This window comes from Nocardia sp. NBC_01388, assembly GCF_045040085.1.
Lineage (GTDB): Bacteria > Actinomycetota > Actinomycetes > Mycobacteriales > Mycobacteriaceae > Nocardia.
The window spans coordinates 2,474,355-2,490,801 of sequence record NZ_CP109553.1 but is presented as its reverse complement, the minus strand read 5'-3'; the positions used below and the strand labels follow the sequence as shown (position 1 = coordinate 2,490,801).

Annotated in this window: 18 protein-coding genes and 1 riboswitch; of the genes, 6 read left to right on the top strand and 12 right to left on the bottom strand. The window is 66.8% G+C overall.

The features are described from left to right. Window positions 1-39: 39 nt before the first annotated feature. Complete coding sequence (locus tag OG716_RS12130) at window positions 40-1,140, bottom strand: SPFH domain-containing protein (protein ID WP_405137731.1); 1,101 nt, start codon at window positions 1,138-1,140, stop codon at window positions 40-42. A gap of 19 nt (window positions 1,141-1,159) precedes the next feature. Next, a complete protein-coding gene (locus tag OG716_RS12125) occupies window positions 1,160-1,393 on the bottom strand; it encodes a hypothetical protein (protein WP_405137730.1) in 234 nt (77 codons plus the stop codon). A gap of 236 nt (window positions 1,394-1,629) precedes the next feature. Between OG716_RS12125 and OG716_RS12120 the strand changes: the two genes are divergently transcribed. Then, a complete protein-coding gene (locus OG716_RS12120; RefSeq protein ID WP_405137729.1) occupies window positions 1,630-3,162 on the top strand; it encodes a DHA2 family efflux MFS transporter permease subunit in 1,533 nt (510 codons plus the stop codon). Between the two features lie 125 nt (window positions 3,163-3,287). Here the strand turns inward: OG716_RS12120 and OG716_RS12115 are convergent, their stop codons facing one another. The 4 genes from OG716_RS12115 to OG716_RS12100 form a co-directional block, all read right to left on the bottom strand. Then, window positions 3,288-3,809 (bottom strand): nuclear transport factor 2 family protein, encoded by a 522-nt coding sequence (locus OG716_RS12115; RefSeq protein ID WP_405137728.1) that lies wholly within the window; start codon window positions 3,807-3,809, stop codon window positions 3,288-3,290. Between the two features lie 77 nt (window positions 3,810-3,886). Next, window positions 3,887-5,203 carry a nitrate/sulfonate/bicarbonate ABC transporter ATP-binding protein gene (locus OG716_RS12110; RefSeq protein WP_405137727.1) on the bottom strand — a complete coding sequence of 439 codons (1,317 nt, stop codon included), beginning with the start codon at window positions 5,201-5,203 and terminating at the stop codon, window positions 3,887-3,889. Window positions 5,204-5,214: 11 nt separating this feature from the next. Beyond that, a complete protein-coding gene (locus OG716_RS12105; RefSeq protein ID WP_405137726.1) occupies window positions 5,215-6,945 on the bottom strand; it encodes an ABC transporter permease in 1,731 nt (576 codons plus the stop codon). Beyond that, window positions 6,942-7,643, bottom strand: coding sequence for an MgtC/SapB family protein (locus tag OG716_RS12100; RefSeq protein ID WP_297625519.1), 702 nt, complete (start codon window positions 7,641-7,643; stop codon window positions 6,942-6,944). Before OG716_RS12100 ends, OG716_RS12105 begins: the two co-directional genes overlap by 4 nt. A 197-nt stretch (window positions 7,644-7,840) precedes the next feature. Further along, window positions 7,841-8,014: riboswitch (M-box (ykoK) riboswitch) on the bottom strand. 94 nt (window positions 8,015-8,108) lie between these two features. On the opposite strand from OG716_RS12100, the gene OG716_RS12095 reads away from it, so the two are divergent. Then, window positions 8,109-8,516, top strand: a complete 408-nt coding sequence (locus tag OG716_RS12095; RefSeq protein WP_405137725.1) for a helix-turn-helix domain-containing protein — start codon at window positions 8,109-8,111, stop codon at window positions 8,514-8,516. A gap of 103 nt (window positions 8,517-8,619) precedes the next feature. Here the strand turns inward: OG716_RS12095 and OG716_RS12090 are convergent, their stop codons facing one another. Continuing rightward, window positions 8,620-9,975 (bottom strand): MFS transporter, encoded by a 1,356-nt coding sequence (locus OG716_RS12090; protein WP_405137724.1) that lies wholly within the window; start codon window positions 9,973-9,975, stop codon window positions 8,620-8,622. A gap of 310 nt (window positions 9,976-10,285) precedes the next feature. Here OG716_RS12090 and OG716_RS12085 point away from each other — a divergent pair, with 310 nt between their 5' ends. Further along, window positions 10,286-10,708, top strand: coding sequence for a VOC family protein (locus tag OG716_RS12085; protein WP_405139645.1), 423 nt, complete (start codon window positions 10,286-10,288; stop codon window positions 10,706-10,708). A gap of 127 nt (window positions 10,709-10,835) precedes the next feature. Here OG716_RS12085 and OG716_RS12080 read toward each other — a convergent pair whose 3' ends face one another. Continuing rightward, complete coding sequence (locus OG716_RS12080; RefSeq protein ID WP_405137723.1) at window positions 10,836-11,321, bottom strand: carboxymuconolactone decarboxylase family protein; 486 nt, start codon at window positions 11,319-11,321, stop codon at window positions 10,836-10,838. An 85-nt stretch (window positions 11,322-11,406) separates the two neighbouring features. On the opposite strand from OG716_RS12080, the gene OG716_RS12075 reads away from it, so the two are divergent. Both OG716_RS12075 and OG716_RS12070 read left to right on the top strand, forming a co-directional pair. Continuing rightward, the gene (locus OG716_RS12075; protein WP_405137722.1) at window positions 11,407-11,703 is read left to right on the top strand and encodes an FAD-dependent monooxygenase; all 297 of its coding nucleotides are present in this window, start codon (window positions 11,407-11,409) and stop codon (window positions 11,701-11,703) included. A 146-nt stretch (window positions 11,704-11,849) separates the two neighbouring features. Next, window positions 11,850-12,146 (top strand): hypothetical protein, encoded by a 297-nt coding sequence (locus tag OG716_RS12070; RefSeq protein WP_405137721.1) that lies wholly within the window; start codon window positions 11,850-11,852, stop codon window positions 12,144-12,146. A gap of 11 nt (window positions 12,147-12,157) precedes the next feature. Here OG716_RS12070 and OG716_RS12065 read toward each other — a convergent pair whose 3' ends face one another. From OG716_RS12065 to OG716_RS12050, 4 genes are all read right to left on the bottom strand, one after another. Continuing rightward, a complete protein-coding gene (locus tag OG716_RS12065) occupies window positions 12,158-12,781 on the bottom strand; it encodes a TetR/AcrR family transcriptional regulator (RefSeq protein ID WP_355127915.1) in 624 nt (207 codons plus the stop codon). Between the two features lie 77 nt (window positions 12,782-12,858). After that, complete coding sequence (locus tag OG716_RS12060; RefSeq protein ID WP_405137720.1) at window positions 12,859-13,041, bottom strand: hypothetical protein; 183 nt, start codon at window positions 13,039-13,041, stop codon at window positions 12,859-12,861. Further along, window positions 13,041-13,322, bottom strand: a complete 282-nt coding sequence (locus OG716_RS12055) for an alpha/beta fold hydrolase (protein ID WP_405137719.1) — start codon at window positions 13,320-13,322, stop codon at window positions 13,041-13,043. The genes OG716_RS12060 and OG716_RS12055 overlap by 1 nt, the downstream gene beginning before the upstream one ends. Before the next feature lie 130 nt (window positions 13,323-13,452). Beyond that, on the bottom strand, window positions 13,453-14,466 hold the full coding sequence (locus OG716_RS12050) for a YdcF family protein (RefSeq protein ID WP_405137718.1): 1,014 nt from the start codon (window positions 14,464-14,466) through the stop codon (window positions 13,453-13,455). Window positions 14,467-14,738: 272 nt separating this feature from the next. Here OG716_RS12050 and ilvD point away from each other — a divergent pair, with 272 nt between their 5' ends. Further along, complete coding sequence (ilvD, locus tag OG716_RS12045) at window positions 14,739-16,418, top strand: dihydroxy-acid dehydratase (protein ID WP_405139643.1); 1,680 nt, start codon at window positions 14,739-14,741, stop codon at window positions 16,416-16,418. Window positions 16,419-16,447: the final 29 nt, after the last annotated feature.

The following is a 16,447-nucleotide window of genomic DNA, read 5'->3' as shown; positions in this document are numbered from 1 at the left end:
ACACCTGCTCCTCGTCGCCGCGTCCCTCTTGCGGCAAGCCTAGTCCGCAGCACGATCATTATTGGAAGAAAGTGCCTTTTGTAACGAATTGAAAACAGTGAGGCCCTGACCCACCATGCCGTTGACGAGTTCGCCCACGCCCTCGGGACCGTTGAGCACCGTCAGGTTGGCATTGGCCAGCCCCGCCGAGGCCGCCTTCACGATCTCCGGCAGCTGTTCGATGAGCAGCTGATCGAGCGCGATGCGGTTGTTGGAGGAGGCCGCCTCGGCCTGGATGCGCGTGCGATCGGCCTCGGCCACCGCCAGGATGCGCACCCGTTCCGCTTCTGCCAGAGCGGGTTTCACCACTTCGGCCTGCAGCTGCTGCTCGCGCAGCTCGGACTGCTTGCGCGCCTGCTCGGCCTGCGCGGTCAGCACGCCCTGCAGGGCGACGGCCTGCGCGAGCGGACCCGACTGTGCTGCTTCGGCATTGGCCTTGTCGATGTCCTGCTGATACTGCGCCCGCAGGATCGAGGTCTCGCGGGCATATTCGGCTTGCCTGCGCAGCGATTCCTGCTCGGCCTGCGCGGCAGCCTGCGCGGCGGCGGCCTGGGCGATCTGCGCATCACGCTGGATCGCGGCATTGTGCGGGGCCGCGAGTGCGGTGATGTAGCCCAGATTGCCGTCGTCGATGGACTGGATCTGGAACGAATCGACCGACAGCCCGATATTGCCCATCTCCACCTTGGAGGCCAGCAGCACCTGATCGGCGAGCTTCTGCCGCTCCCGGATGATCTCCTCCACGGTCATCGAGCCGACGATCGAACGCAGATGGCCGGAGAAGATGCGCCCGGTCAGCACCGACATCTCCCGCTCCTGCTCGGACAGGAACCGTTGCGCCGCATTGACTATCGACTGCGTGTCATTGGCGACCTTGAACGCGATGACCGCCCGCACATCGAGCTGGATGGCCTGGGTGGTGACGCAGCGTTCCTGGATTTCCGATTCGAACATCGCCAGCGACAGGAAGCTGACCTTCCGGAACAGCGGCAGCACCCAGGTGCCGTGTCCGATCACCACACGAAACGGGGCGTTCTCCTTGGGCCCGCCACCGCTGACGAGCATGGCCTCGTCCGGATCGGGCACATGGTAACCCAGCACTGTTGTCTCCCTTGATGTCTCAGATATCCCCACGATGGTCGTCCGGGAGTGGAATCCACGGCACCACATCCACGATCCGCCCCGGATGCACGGCCACCACCAGCACGCTGGTTCCGGTGTCCAGTACCTGGTCGGCTCGTGCGATGTACAGCTCGGTTCCCCCTCGGATTGCGACCAGCACCTCTCCGAGCATGTGCTCGCCCCGGATCGGCGTCGTCAGCGTACCGGTCAGTCCCAGTACCGGGTCGGACATCGCGGGCAACTCCTTGTATTTACGGTGAAAGACCAGCGTAGTTGTCGTGGCGGCAAGTGGGCGGACCGTGCGGTCTGATTTTGCGACCGAATTGATAACTGAGGCTTTGCGACACCTCGGTATCATGTGGAACGGCCCGCCGCTCCCGCACTTGTGAAAGGTGCTGAGAATATGCCTGCGCGTGTCGATGTGAAATTGTTCTGGTTCCCAGGCGGTCGAGCTGGCAGGCTGAAGCGGTGACCACCCCTCCGGATATACCGGCCACAGATTCGGCCAACGATAAATTGGACGCCCGCGTCTTCAAGATCGCCGGCGTCGTCGTACTGGGCGCCATCATGTCGATCCTCGACGTGACCGTGGTGACCGTGGCAATACCCACCTTCCAGCACGACTTCAGCACCACCTACGCCGTCGCGGCCTGGTCCATGACCGGCTACACCCTCGCGCTGGCCACCGTCATTCCACTCACCGGGTGGGCGGCCGACCGATTCGGCACCAAACGCCTCTACATGGCGGCCCTGATCTTCTTCGTGCTCGGCTCCATCCTGTGCAGCTTCGCATGGAATATCAGCTCGCTCATCGCATTTCGCGTGATCCAGGGTCTGGGCGGCGGCATGCTCATGCCGCTGGGCATGACGATCATGACCCACGCGGCCGGCCCGCAGCGCATCGGGCGCGTCATGGCGGTGCTCGGCGTGCCGATGCTGCTGGGCCCCATCGCCGGCCCGATCCTGGGCGGCTGGCTGATCGACAGCTTCAGCTGGCACTGGATCTTCCTGATCAATGTGCCGATCGGCATCATCGCGCTGGCCCTGGCGTGGATCGTGTTCGACGCCGACCGGCCCGAACCGTCGGAGAGTTTCGACTTCCTCGGCATGCTGCTGGCCTCACCGGGCCTGGCGCTGTTCCTGTTCGGCGTGTCCTCGATTCCGGGTGAGGGCACCGTACTGGCGGCGAAGGTGCTCATCCCGGCGATCATCGGCGCACTGCTGCTGGTGGCGTTCGTCTTCCACGCACTGCGCACCGAACATCCGCTCATCGATCTGCATCTTTTCCAAAACAAATCGCTGCGCTACGCCGTCATGACCATGACGCTGTTCGCCATGGCGTTCTTCGGTTCGGGTCTGCTGCTGCCGAGTTATCTGCAGCAGGTGCGCGGGGAATCGACCCTCGCGGCCGGTCTGCTCATCGCCCCACAGGGTTTGGGCGCCATGCTGACCATGCCGATCGCCGGACGGCTGGTGGACAAGATGGGCCCGGGCAAGATCGTGCTCACCGGTATCAGCATCATGGTGCTGGGCATGGCCTTCCTGACCCAGGTCAAATCCGATACCCCGTACGCGGCGCTGTGCGCGGCGCTGTTCGTCATGGGGCTGGGCATGGGCTGCACCATGATGCCCACCATGACCGCCGCCATTCAGACCCTGACCCACGGTCAGGTCGCGCGCGGCTCGACGCTGATGAACATCGTCAACCAGACGGCCGGATCCATCGGCACCGCAACGATTTCCGTGGTGCTGACCACCCTGCTCAATCACCGGCCCCTGGCGGGTGCGGCCATCGGCTCGCGCTACAGTCCCGAGCTCGCGGGCAAGATTCCGCCGCCTGATCTCGATCGCGGATTCTCCGATGCCGCACAGGCTTTCGGCCACACCTTCGTGGTCGCACTGGTGCTGCTGCTGCTCACCTTGATCCCGGCGTTCTTCCTGCCCCGGGTCAAACCGAAGAATCCGGAGCTCACCGAGGCCCCGGTGGTCGTCGCGCACTGAGGCTTTACCGCCGTGCGCGCGGAGGCGTCGCCTCCCCGCGCATGGCGGTTTTCGCACACATCGCCCCCGCTCGGCAGTATCCGAGCGGGGGCGATGCGCGTCAGTCCGGCGGGCACAGGGGAGCGCTACCGGGCCGGGCTGCCGGTTACCGGCCGCAATACCCGTTCCACCAGAGCGGTGTCGCAGTGCTCGATGACCTCGGTGATCCGGCCGCCCGCGAGCCGGAAAACGAAGCAGTAGGTCTGGTGATACGGGCCGTGTGCGGTCGTGCCGTAGCCGCGAGCCTGGACCACCACCCGGTCGCCGTCGGCGAGCAGGAAATCGGGTTCGAAGCGGTAGCCATCGGTGCGGTAGCCATCGGTGAACTGGGCCATGATCGGGCGCAGCAGTCCGGCCGGCACCGCGCTTTCCATCATCCGCATCGACGATTCCGCCGCCCCACCGTGATGGTCTATCGCCGCACCGGACCCGCCGCGCAGCACCCCTTCGCCGTGGCGCTGCGCGACAGCGCCGCAGAGCTGGCCGCGGAACTGCGGCAACGACTTCGGCGCTAACGCCGGGGAGGCCGAGGGCGAGTAGGCGGACGGCATCGGATCGGTGGACGGCGGCCGACCGGTGGACGGCGGCCGACCGGTTGGTGCCGTCACCACACCTCAGGCGCAGCAACGCGCCCATTGTCGCAGGACTTCGGCCCTGGACGCGGTGGTTGTCCGGGAAGTGGCGGCTATGCGGTGGCCGACATACCCACCCGGTCGGCGGTGATACGGCCGGAATCGGTGTCGTAGTCGTACAACTCGCCGTAGCGGCCCCATTCGATGGCCAATTCCAGCTGCCGGCGCGCATCCTCGTCGGAGAAGCCGCGCCGCAGCAGGTCCTGGAAGAAATCCGCGCGGGCACTGCCGTCGGAACTGCCGATCAGCGCACTGCAGATGGTGCGTACCAGCGGCGCGCGGCGGCGCGCCTGGGTGGCGAAGAGGTTCTTGCTGGTCTGGATATCGGCGGTGGTGAAGTTCGCGCCGATATTGGTCAGGATCACATCACCGGAATCGGCGATCAGGAATCCCAGCAGGGCGGCCGCATCGACCAGGGGCAGTAGATCGTCGAGTTCGAAGGTCAGTTCGTCGGCGATCACCGGCAGATCGGCGCGACCGTCCTTGGCGTAGACCAACTCCAGCAGACCCGCGATGCCACCGACCGAGGCATCGGGCAGCGGGATGGCGAACGGGGTGCCGGTATCGGGTGTGGCAGCGGCGATTTCGGTATCGCGACCGGTGAGCAGCCCGTAGATCTGATCGACCAGGGCGATGAAACCGGGGGCGCGGCGATTACGCGGGCGCGGTTGATCCACCACGACCTCGGCGATGATGTGCCCGGGATTGGCGCCCAGCACCACCACGCGATCGGCCAGCTGCACCGCCTCCTCGATATTGTGGGTGACGATGCAGATCGCGCGGGTCGGAAAGTCCTTGGTGGACCACAGATTCACCAGTTCGGTGCGCAGATTCTCCGCCGTGAGCACGTCCAGCGCCGAGAACGGCTCATCCATCAGCAGCAGATCCGGCTCCAGCACCAGGGCGCGCGCGAAGCCCACCCGCTGGCGCATACCGCCGGAAAGCTCCTTGGGATAGGCGGTTTCGAAACCGTCCAGGCCGATGCGGTCGATCGCCTCGAGCGCTTGCTGACGGCGCTGCGCCGGCGGGACACCGCGCGCGGCCAACCCCAGTTCCACATTGTCCTGCACGGTCAGCCACGGCATCAGCGCGAAGGACTGGAACACCAGTGCCGCACCGGGATTCGCGCCGGTGAGCGGTGTGCCCCGGTAGCGAACCTGCCCGCTGGTGGGTGCCAGCAGTCCGGCGACCGCCCGCAGCAGCGTGGACTTGCCCGAGCCCGAGCGGCCCAGCAGCGCCACGATCTCCCCGTCGCGCAATTGCAGATTCACGTGTTCGAGCACATTGAGGCGCTCGCCGGACGCCCCGTCGAACGACATACCGACATCGTCGATATCGATGAGGACTTCGCCGGTGGTTGCGGTCGTCATATGAAGTCTCCTTAGAACGAGTAGCGGCGTTGCGCCAGGGCGTAGAGCCGCCGCCAGAAGAGTCGATTGAGGCCGACCACATAGGCGCTCATGATGAGCACGCCCACCAGAATGCGCGGGCCGTCACCGACGCTGGTGGCATCGGCGATATAGGAACCCAGACCGGTCGCCGTCAGCGTGGTGTCACCGAATTTCACGACCTCGGCGACGATGGCGGCATTCCACGCCCCGCCGGCCGCGGTGATCGCGCCGGTGACGAAGCTGGGGAAGATGGCGGGCAGGATCAGCCGCCGCCACCACAGGGTGCGGGGCAGGCGCAGACTGGTCGCGGCCTCGCGCAGATCATTGGGCACCGCCGAGGCGCCCGCGATCACATTGAACAGGATGTACCACTGCGCACCCAGGGCCATCAGCACGATGCCCGCCCACTGCAGGCTCGCATTGGTCGCCAGCAGCACCGCGCCGATGAGCGGGAACAGGAAGTTGGCGGGGAAGCTGGCCAGCACCTGCACGATCGGCTGTGCGATCCGGGACACCTTGGGGTTCAACCCGATCCACACCCCGACCGGCACCCAGATGACCGTGGCGAAGAGCAGCACCACGATCACCCGCGCCAGCGTGATCGCGCCCAGGCCCGCGGCATGGGCGAGTTCCTCGAAACCGACCGTGGACCGGATATAGCGCAGCATGAGGAAACAGCCCACCGCCAGCGCGGCCGAGACGATGAGTGTGAACACCAGATCATTGGCGCGGCGGCGCTTGTCGGGCACATACAGCTGATATTCGGCCAGGCCGAACACCCGCATCATCCGGTCGATCGGATACACCAGCGGCCCGAAGACCCGCCCCAGCAGCACCGTGATGTGGCTGCGGCGCAACAGATTCAGCACCAGGCTGCGCGGGGCCTGCGCGGATTTGCTGTCCTCGAAGCGAAAACGCTCCACCCACACCGTGATCGGCCGCCAGAACAGCACATTCAAGCCCACCACCATGACGACCATGGTCACGATCGCCAGCAGCACCTTGCCGGTATCACTCTCGGCGGCCGCACTGGCGACATAGGAGCCGATGCCCGGCAGCGCGTACTCACGATTGTTGACGCTGATCGCCTCGGCCGCGGTCAGGAAGAACCAGCCGCCGCCGAAACTCATCATCGCGTTCCACACCAGCGGGAACATGCCGCTGGGCACATCCAGTCGCCAGAACCGCTGCCAGCGCGACAATCTCAGATTGCGGGCCGCCTCATCGAGTTCCCGCGGTTGCGAAACGAGGCTGTGGTGGAACGCGAACGCCATATTCCAGGCCTGGGAGGTGAAGATCGCGAAAATCGACGCGGCCTCCAAACCCAGTGTGGAGCCCGGGAACAGGGCGATGAATCCGGTCACGGTCACCGACAGGAAACCCAGGATCGGCACCGACTGCAGAATGTCCAGCGCCGGGAGCATGAGCTTCTCCGCGCGCGGCAGCCGGGCCGCGGCGGTGGCGAACACGAAGGTGAACACGATCGACAGACCCAGCGCCAGGAACATCCGCAGCAGCGACCGCGCCGCGTAGTAGGGCAACTCGGCGGGATCGGTGGAAATGCTCGACGGTGCGGACGAATCGTCGAAAGGCACATTCATGCCTTGCGAGACCCGCACCACCAGCCAGATCAGGACCGCCGCGCCCGCGAAGACCGCGATATCGGCCCAGCGCGAACGCGGGCGATCGAGCACACCGCGGGTGGGATAGGTGGTGCTCATGCCTCCACCTCCGGTTGCGGCACCGTGCGCCAGCCGACACTGGTGACCGACGGCTCCAAGCTCAGCCGGCTCACCGCGGACTCCATCTGCCGGTCGTCGCGGCGGTCACCGGTCAACTCCGCGCGCACCTCCACCCGCCCAGGCACGGTGTTGTGACTGGAGATGGACACCAGCCGAAAGTCCGTGCGCGTCAAGGACTGCACCAGCAGCGAGCGCACCGCGGCCTCGTGCGCGTCATCGGTGACGGCGGTGAACGCGTACAGCGCGTCCTGATCGCGATCGACCGGCCGATCCACCGCGCGGGCGGCGGTGCGCAGCGCGGTATTGACCACCACGACCGCGACCGTGCCCGCCGCGGCGGTGGTGTACATCCCGGCGCCGGTCAGCGCGCCGACCGCGGCCGCACACCACAGCGTGGCGGCGGTGTTGAGGCCGCGGATATTGAACCCGTCGCGCATGATGACACCCGCGCCGAGGAAGCCGATACCGGAAACAATCTGTGCCGCAACGCGAGTCGGGTCAGCGTCGCTGCCGCTGAAACCGTGTGCCGACAGCAGTACGAACAGGGTGGCTCCGGCGGAGACCAGGGCATTCGTGCGCAATCCGGCCATGCGTGCCCGGTACTGCCGCTCGAAGCCGATCACCGCACCGAACCCGACACCCGCGCCGAGCCGAAGCAGCATTTCCCACGTGGTCATGACGCCCTCCACTAAGAGGTCGGCGCACTCGTGAACGCACGCTACAGGGGGAAAAGCACCGCGCAGCGGAGAAAGGGAGTGTCGCCTGGTGAACGATTGGCTAACGGAACTTTGTCCGGTCCATCGGGCATGACACTCACCTCCAGTTGCGTCTGCGAGCGCGCCAGGGGAGTGGTTTCCGGCGCGAATCGCCGAACGGTGACCACCCCTCGTAAGACCTTTGGCACTCCACGGCGTAACCCGCACCAGGGGCGGGAGCCGGTCGGGATCACCCCTTGATCCGGGGAGACCTGTCCTGACCCGGGGCGTCTCTCGACGTTCGGGGTCGCCGGCCTGTATCCGCAGAGGAGCCTCAGCTAACGACGGCACCTTGCGGTTGCGAGTAAACACCCTGGTCGGTGCATGAGGCAACCCGGTGTGGCGCCCGTCGCACCCATGTCGCCGCGGGGCGGCATACTCGGGAGCGTGGTTTCGGTACCGATCGCACGGCATCTGCTGCGGGCGAAAGATCTCGCCGACGCGCGCTACGGCGAACCCCTCGGGGTGGTCGATATGGCGGCGGCGGCCGGACTGTCGCGCGCGCATTTCAGTCGCGAATTCCGCCGCGCCTTCGGCGAGTCACCGCACAGCTATCTGCTCACGCGCCGGATGGAACGCGCCGCGGCGCTGCTGCGCTATACCGACCATTCCGTCGCCGATATCTGCTTCCGGGTCGGCTGGCTGAGCGTCGGGTCGTTCACCACCACCTTCACCCGCACCTTCGGACGGTCACCGACGATGTACCGCGCCGCCTATCCGCCCGCCGCCCAGCACGTGCGCGTGCCCGCGTGCATGGTGCGCTTTTTCGGCCGACCCCAGAACAGCCCGTCCTGACGGCACACCCTGTCCGACGGCGGGAAAGCGCTCCTCCCGAGTGGGAAGGAAAGCCGTTCTCCGGCAGGTGAATTGGACCCTCGTGTGCCGGACTTCCCGCCGATCACGCGCCGACGGCCGCACCGCGCGCATCCGGGACCGCGCCGGCCTTCGCGAGGACCGGCATCTCTCCGGAATCGGGCACATCGGTGCCGCGCAGCGAGGCGCCCGCGGTCTCGCGCAGGAAGAACCAGGCGATCAGGCCGATACCGCAGCCGAAGACCATGTACAGCGCCGGGAACAGGGTCCAGCCGGTGCCGTCGATGACCGCCTCGTTCACCAGCGGTGCGGTGCCGCCGAAGACGGCGGTGGACACGTTGTAGCCCAGCGCGAATCCCGCATAGCGAACCTGGGTGGGGAAGATGGCGGGGAAGGTGGCCGTGATGGTCGCCAGCTGCGGCAGATACAGCAGGCCCAGCGTCACGAAACCGACGACGGCCCAGGCGGTTCCACGGCCCATCAGCCAGTACATCGGCACCGCCAGCACCGCCAGGCCGATCAGCGAATACAGCCACATGGGCCGGCGCCCGACCCGGTCGGACAGACGGCCGAACCACGGCAGCGCCGCCATCATGATCACCTGGCCGATCAGCATCATGGCGGTGGTGGTCGATTCCCCCATGCCGAGGGTGTGCTGCAGATAGGTCGGCTGATAGGTCAGCAGGGTGTAGTTCGCGATATTGAGCGCCACCACCAGTCCGGCCAGGGTCAGCAGCTCGCGCCGGTAATCGGTGAACAGCACCCGCAATCCGGTCGGCGGCTGCTTCTGGGCCGCCACCTCGGTGAAGACCGGCGATTCCTCCAGGCGTGAGCGCAGATACCAGCCGATCAGCCCCAGCGGCACCGCCAGCAGGAACGGAATGCGCCAGCCCCACGCGTACATGGCATCCGAGCCCAGCGCCAGCTGACAGGCCAGCACCACCGCCGAACCGCCGACGAAACCGCCCAGGGTGCCGAATTCCAGGAAGCTGCCCAGGAAACCGCGCCGGCGATCGGGGCAGGTTTCGGCGAGATAGGTTGCGGCGCCGCCGTATTCACCGCCGGTGGAGAAGCCCTGCACCACGCGCAGGGTGATCAGCAGAATGGGCGCCAGCACGCCCGCGGTGGCGTGGGTGGGCAGGATGCCCAGGGCGCCGGTCGCGCCGGCCATGAGCAGAATCGTGGTGGCCAGCACGGTTTTGCGGCCGACCCGGTCCCCGAGCGGGCCCCACACCATGCCGCCGAGCGGGCGCAGCAGGAACGACACCGCGAAACCCAGCATCGTGCCCAGGGCGCCGAGGTGTCCGGGGAAGAAGGCGGCGGTGATGTAGGTGGCGGCCGCGGCGTAGACGCCGTAGTCGAACCATTCGGTGGCATTGCCCATGGCCGCTGCGGCCACCGCACGGGTCTGCTGTGCGGATTTCGGGTCGCGGGTCGTCATGAGCGGCTCTCTTCCCTGGTCGCGAGATCGGTGGTGCGGCACGGCTGCGGTGCCCACACGAAGAGTCGACATACCCGGGGGTTTGTTCGAGCAAACTCGCGGTGCTGACCGCCGCGTCGCGAGCACCGGCGATCACCAGCGGGTTCAAGGGGTTTGTGACATGGATCGCACTGGTTCGAATGTGACGGGCAAACGAGAGGCCATCGCGCTGCCCGCGCGCGGGCAAAACAGCACGTTTCGAGAAGACCGGGCGCATCCGGGCCGGTTAGCGTTCAGGACAGTCCGCAACAGGTCCGATCAGGGAGAACCGATAATGAAGATTTCCAGCGTGCAGCTGTGGGTGCACGACCAGGCCGCCGCGCTCACGTTCTATACCGACAAGGTCGGTATGGAATTGCGCAGCGATGTGACCATGCCGGAGATGGGCGACTTCCGCTGGCTCTCGGTCGGTCCCGTCGGACAGCCCGAGGTCGAAATCGTCCTCATGGCCGTTCCCGGTGCGCCGGTGATGGATTCGGAGACCCAGGCCCAGGTGCGTGACCTGATGTCCAAAGGCTATGCCGGAGCGGTCTTCCTGACCACCGACGATGTGCGGCGGGACTTCGAGACCCTGCAGTCGCGCGGGGTGGAATTCACCGAGAAGCCGCAGGAGCAGCCCTATGGCATCGACTGCTCCTTCCGCGACCCGTCGGGCAACAATCTGCGCCTGGCGCAACTGCCCGCGCAGGGCTGATCCGGTCGCAGCCGGCACACCATCGCCGGTGCGGGTGCCCTGAGGACATCCAGCGGGAAGCATCGGCGCTCGGGCGGGCCCGGCCCGGGACGAATGATTCTGGGCCGGGCCGGGATTCACCTGCCGGTCAGTCGACCGTGGCCGCGAACGCGCCGGGCTCGTAGGACCCGCCCTGCTGGCGCAGGATCACACCGAGCCGATTGGCCGCATTGATCTGCGCGACCAGCGCGACCAGCGCCGCGAGCTGCTCATCGTCGTAATGCTTGCGCGCCTGCGCCCAGGTCTCATCGGAAACGCCGTGGTGGGCGTCGGTGAGACGGGTGCCCTCCTCGGCGAACGCGAGCGCCGCCCGCTCGGCCTCGGTGAAGACCGTGCTCTCGCGCCAGGCCGCGACCAGATTGATCCGCACCGCGGGTTCTCCGGCATGCGCGAGATCCTTGGCGTGCGCATCGGTGCAGTAGCCGCAGCCGTTGATCTGACTGACCCGCAGCATCACCAGCTCCTGCGTGACCTTCGGCAGCGCCGACCCGATGATCACCATCGCCGCATGGGCGAACCGCTTGGCGAACTTCGCGCCGACCTCGGTGTCGAACAAATTCAACCGTGATTCCATGACATCGTCCTCACTCGTAGCGCTGCGCTGTGCAGCGGACGACCATGAGATGCCGGTGACCCGTTTTCTGTGACAGCGCCTCGCTGTGGCGGGCGCCACACCCCCGCGCACCGCGCGCGGTATCGGCGGTCCGATCGGCATCGGCGCCACGATCGACCGACCGGGAATCGTCCACACCATGCCGCCCGCCGGCGGCGTCGGCGCGAACACCGCACTGCCGGACGCGCAGACCCTGGCCACCGAACTGCTCACCGCGGCGCGCGGGGAGCAGTCGCTGATCGCCGCCGTCGGCGCGTACGAAGTGGTCATGCTGCCACGAGGTTTCGCCACCGCCGACGCCTCCCCGGAGATGGCCGCACAATTGTTCGGCAGCAGCGTCTGAGGCCCGAATTGTCGTTGCCGCACCAATTCAGGATGCCGACGCGCCGTCGATTCGCGGGTTGCCGTGATGGCAAAGGGCGTGGAGGACAATGCGTTAGGCAATGGTGTGGTGTGCGGTCTCGGGTCCTGGAGTGGCGGGGAGAAGCAATGGGCGTGACGTATGAGCAGGCGCGGCAGAATATTCGAGATGTGTTGCAGCCCGAATGGCGCTGGGGCACATTCTGTTTGGACGACCGCACTATTGTCGAAAACGACGAGGTGTTCGTTTTCAACGTAGGGGCGCGCGAACTGCTGGTGGATCGGGACCTGTCGTATGCGGTCGCGAGCGGAGTGTCGGTCGTCTACAAGGACGACGGTCGCCTGGGCGCCCTGCCTTCGACGATGGTGGCCACCGACCCCACCGTCCGCATCCGCCCCAATCCGAGTCCGACCATGCACGACTGAATGCGCAGGGCTCAGCGGTACATGCCGCGATAGGCCGCGATCGTCTGCACCAGGTGATCGACGATCTGATCGCGCGTCGCGCGCAGCGTGCCGTTGAGCCAGGCCGAGAACATGCCCGCATTGCCACTGGCCATGGTGACCGCGGCCAGACGGCGGCGGGTGGGATCGGCGATATGGGCGAACAGATGATCCTGGATCAGCCGGGTGAAGGCGGGCATGACCGCGATGGTGGTCTGGCCCAGGCCGGTGGAGGAGTACGGCTCGACCAGGAATAACCGGGATTTGCGGGGATCCTGCAGCACCTTGTCGACCAGCACCTCCGAAAGTGCGCGATCGCGCAGCGGATCATCGCCCACCGCGAACGCGGTCATCGGCTCCAGGAACTCCTCGGCGATCTGGCGGTACAGCACATCCAGCAATTCGTCTCTGCTGGTGAAGCTTTCGTAGAAATAGCGGTCCGTGAGCGTGGCCTTGCGACAGACCGCGCGCATGGTCACCGCACCCGCGCCGGACTCCCCGATCAGGTCGAGGGCGGCGTCGAGCAGCGCGGCGCGACGGGCCTCACGGCGTTCGGTGAGGGTCGTTCCGCCCCAGATACGGGGTTCGGCGTCGGAGGGAGGTTGCTCGGTCTGCACCTTCTGAAGAGTAGTGCCCGGCCCCGGGTGGCGGCGCACACCCGGGGCCGGGCCGCCCGATCACGCGGCGCGCACGCTCAGCTGACCACGCAGGCGCTGCCCAGATTGATGCCCGTGCCGACCTGCGCCTGCGCCCAGGCGGCATGCTCGTAGAGGTTCTCGGCGCTGTCCTTCAACAGTGCCGAGAACGCCGGGTCCGCACCGTCATCGCCGGACGGATGATCGTCTCCACCGTCCACCTGATCGGCGTTGCGGCACATCAGCTTTCGTTCACAAAGTCGATAATCGCCGCCGCCGTGAGTTCCGGTGCGCTCAACTGCGGGTAGTGCCCGATCGCGTCCAGGGTGACCAGGGAGCTGCCGCGGATCTCGTCGTGGACGAACTGGCCGACCTCACGCGGAGCGATCGCGTCCTGCGCGGTCTGGATCACCAGCGTCGGGACCGCGAGCTCGGGCAGATCGGCGCGATTGTCCGACACGAACGTGGCCTGGGCGAAGACCTGCGCGATCACCGGGTCGGTACGGCAGAAGCCCTCGGTCAATTCGTCGCCGAGGTCGGGGCGGTCCGGAGGCCGGTGACGACCACGTTGTTCCTGCTGCGCACACTCATCTGTTCTATCCGGAAGGTGCCGGCTCTGCGATCTACAAGCAAGGACGTCGCGCGCGGGGGCTTCAGTAGCTCATGGGTACCTTGCCGGTGACCAGGGCCAGGACCAGTGGCACCGCCGCCAGCACCAGGCACGCGACGATATTGGTCCACTTGTAGGCGACCAGGAGTGCGACGAATTCCCGCAGGATCGCGCTCGGCAAGAAGTAGAACGCCGTCCGGGAGCCGGTGACCTCCGCGTCCAGCTTCAGGCGGCGGGCCATGATCGCCGTGCGCAGCACATGGAAGTTGCTGGTCACCAACACCATTCGAGTGGAGGCGCCGCGCTCGCCCAGCAGCCGCTTGATGAACAGCAGATTCTCCCGGGTGGTGGTCGAGCCTTCCTCCAGCGCCACACTCTCGCTGGGCACACCCCGTTCGGTGAGGTAGGCGGCCATCGCGGACGCCTCCGAGACCGCCTCGTCCGAACCCTTGCCGCCGGAGGTGATGATCACCGGACTCCGCCCCGCGGCGACCTCCTCCCAATAGATCTGGATCGCGCGATTCAGACGGCTCGCCAGCAGCGGCGGTACGCGCGCGCCCATGAGCCCGCAGCCGGGCACCACGATCGCGTCCATGCCGGGCTTATAGGGCAACCAGCCGTAGATCAGCGCGTACAGCGCGAAACTGGCGAACACGAACCCGAAATAACCGACCGCCATGATCAGCGATGCCAGCGCGGTCGATCGCAGATTCCCGGTGGCCGCGGCGACACCGAGCAGCACATACGGGACCAGCAGCACCAGCCCCGGCGCGATCGACATCAGGTTCCCGCTGCGGGCCCCTTCGCGCCGAATCATTTCCCGGCCGTTGCCGATCAGCAGACCGGCCAGCGCCAGCACCACCAGCGGCGGCAGCACGACGAGCAACCGCACCAGCACCAGCGCCAGATCGACATCGCCGCCGTTGCCGACCAGCCACACACCGGTGCACGCCAGCGCCAGCATCAGATACACGCCATTGCTCACTCGACGACGATCCATGTGGAATCGCACTGCGAACACACCGAGCAGAGCCAGTCCGACCGTGAGCAGAATCACGGGGACACCCTAGAGCCCACTCGAACCCCCACTCGAATGCGGTCACCTCGAAGTCCGTTTTGCGAAATGCGGTCATGGCCGGTCATACAGCGGGCAGTACCCGGTGGGCGGCCGGTATTACCAAGTGGGAGGGCGGATTACCGCTGGCGCGGTGCCCCCGCTCCGAATGGGCTCGCCGCTGGTGGCATGCGGGACCCGCGTGGTGATGCTGCTGCTCGGATCCGGCCGGGAGATGATGGTCAACCGTGACCGATGATCGCAAGACTCCCGATATGAAGCCCCGCAGTCGCGACGTCACCGACGGACTGGAGAAGACCGCCGCGCGCGGCATGCTGCGCGCGGTGGGGATGGGCGATGCGGACTGGGTCAAACCCCAGATCGGCGTGGCGTCCTCGTGGAACGAGATCACCCCGTGCAACCTTTCCCTCGACCGCCTCGCGAAGGCCTCCAAGGACGGCGTCTTCCAGGGCGGCGGCTTCCCGATGCAATTCGGCACCATCTCGGTCTCGGACGGCATCTCGATGGGGCATGAGGGCATGCACTTCTCGCTGGTCTCGCGCGAGGTGATCGCCGACAGCGTCGAGACCGTGATGCAGGCCGAGCGGCTGGACGGGTCGGTGCTGCTGGCGGGCTGCGACAAATCGCTGCCGGGCATGCTGATGGCGGCGGCCCGACTGAATCTGGCGAGCGTATTCCTCTATGCCGGTTCGATTCTGCCCGGTATCGCGAAGCTGTCGGACGGCAGCGAGCGCGAGGTGACGATCATCGACGCATTCGAGGCGGTCGGTGCGTGCTCGCGCGGGCTGATGAGCCGCGAGGATGTCGATGCCATCGAACGGGCCATCTGCCCGGGCGAGGGCGCGTGCGGTGGCATGTACACCGCCAACACCATGGCCAGCGCGGCCGAGGCGATGGGCATGTCGCTGCCCGGCAGCGCCGCGCCGCCGGCCACCGATCGCCGCCGCGACGGATACGCCCGGCGCAGCGGCGAAGCGGTGGTGGAGTTGATCCGCCGCGGCATCACCACCGCCGACATCCTGACCAAGGAAGCCTTCGAGAATGCCATCGCCGTGGTCATGGCCTTCGGCGGTTCCACCAATGCCGTCCTGCACCTGCTGGCCATCGCGCACGAGGCGCGCGTGGATCTGGCGCTCGCCGATTTCGCGCGCATCGGCCGCACGGTCCCGCATCTGGCGGACGTCAAACCCTTCGGCAAGCATGTGATGACCGATGTGGACCGCATCGGCGGCGTGCCGGTGATGATGAAGGCACTGCTGGATGCCGGTCTGCTGCACGGAGATTGCCTCACCGTGACCGGGCGGACGGTGGCGCAGAACCTCGCCGATATCGCCCCGCCGGACCCCGACGGCAAGGTGCTGCGGGCCATGTCCGCGCCGATCCATCCGACCGGCGGTATCACCATTCTGAGCGGATCGCTCGCACCCGGTGGTGCGGTGGTCAAGTCGGCCGGTTTCGACTCCGATGTATTCGTCGGCACAGCAAGGGTTTTCGATCGCGAGCGGGCGGCGATGGACGCACTCGAGGACGGCACGATCGCGGCTGGTGACGTGGTGGTCATCCGCTACGAGGGCCCCAAGGGCGGGCCCGGTATGCGCGAGATGCTCGCCATCACCGCGGCCATCAAGGGTGCGGGACTGGGCAAGGATGTCCTGCTGCTCACCGACGGCCGCTTCTCCGGCGGCACCACCGGACTGTGCGTGGGGCACGTCGCACCCGAGGCGGTCGACGCCGGCCCGATCGCGTTCGTCCGCGACGGTGACCGGATCCGGCTCGATGTCGGCACCGGCACTCTGGATCTGCTGGTCGAGGACAGCGAACTGGCCGAGCGCCGTATCGGCTGGGAACCGTTGCCGTCCCGGTACACCCGCGGTGTGCTGGCGAAGTATTCGAAGCTGGTCGGCTCGGCGTCCTACGGCGCCGTCTGCGACTGAGGTGGCACGCGCCGCCGGGGCAACGGCTG

Coding starts and splice junctions, on each gene's coding strand:
- OG716_RS12125 (WP_405137730.1), bottom strand. CDS start 1,393: ATGTCCGACCCGGTACTGGGACTGACCGGTACGCTGACGACGCCGATC.
- OG716_RS12110 (WP_405137727.1), bottom strand. CDS start 5,203: ATGACGACCGCAACCACCGGCGAAGTCCTCATCGATATCGACGATGTC.
- OG716_RS12105 (WP_405137726.1), bottom strand. CDS start 6,945: ATGAGCACCACCTATCCCACCCGCGGTGTGCTCGATCGCCCGCGTTCG.
- OG716_RS12100 (WP_297625519.1), bottom strand. CDS start 7,643: ATGACCACGTGGGAAATGCTGCTTCGGCTCGGCGCGGGTGTCGGGTTC.
- OG716_RS12090 (WP_405137724.1), bottom strand. CDS start 9,975: ATGACGACCCGCGACCCGAAATCCGCACAGCAGACCCGTGCGGTGGCC.
- OG716_RS12080 (WP_405137723.1), bottom strand. CDS start 11,321: ATGGAATCACGGTTGAATTTGTTCGACACCGAGGTCGGCGCGAAGTTC.
- OG716_RS12070 (WP_405137721.1), top strand. CDS start 11,850: ATGGGCGTGACGTATGAGCAGGCGCGGCAGAATATTCGAGATGTGTTG.
- OG716_RS12060 (WP_405137720.1), bottom strand. CDS start 13,041: ATGTGCCGCAACGCCGATCAGGTGGACGGTGGAGACGATCATCCGTCC.
- ilvD (WP_405139643.1), top strand. CDS start 14,739: ATGAAGCCCCGCAGTCGCGACGTCACCGACGGACTGGAGAAGACCGCC.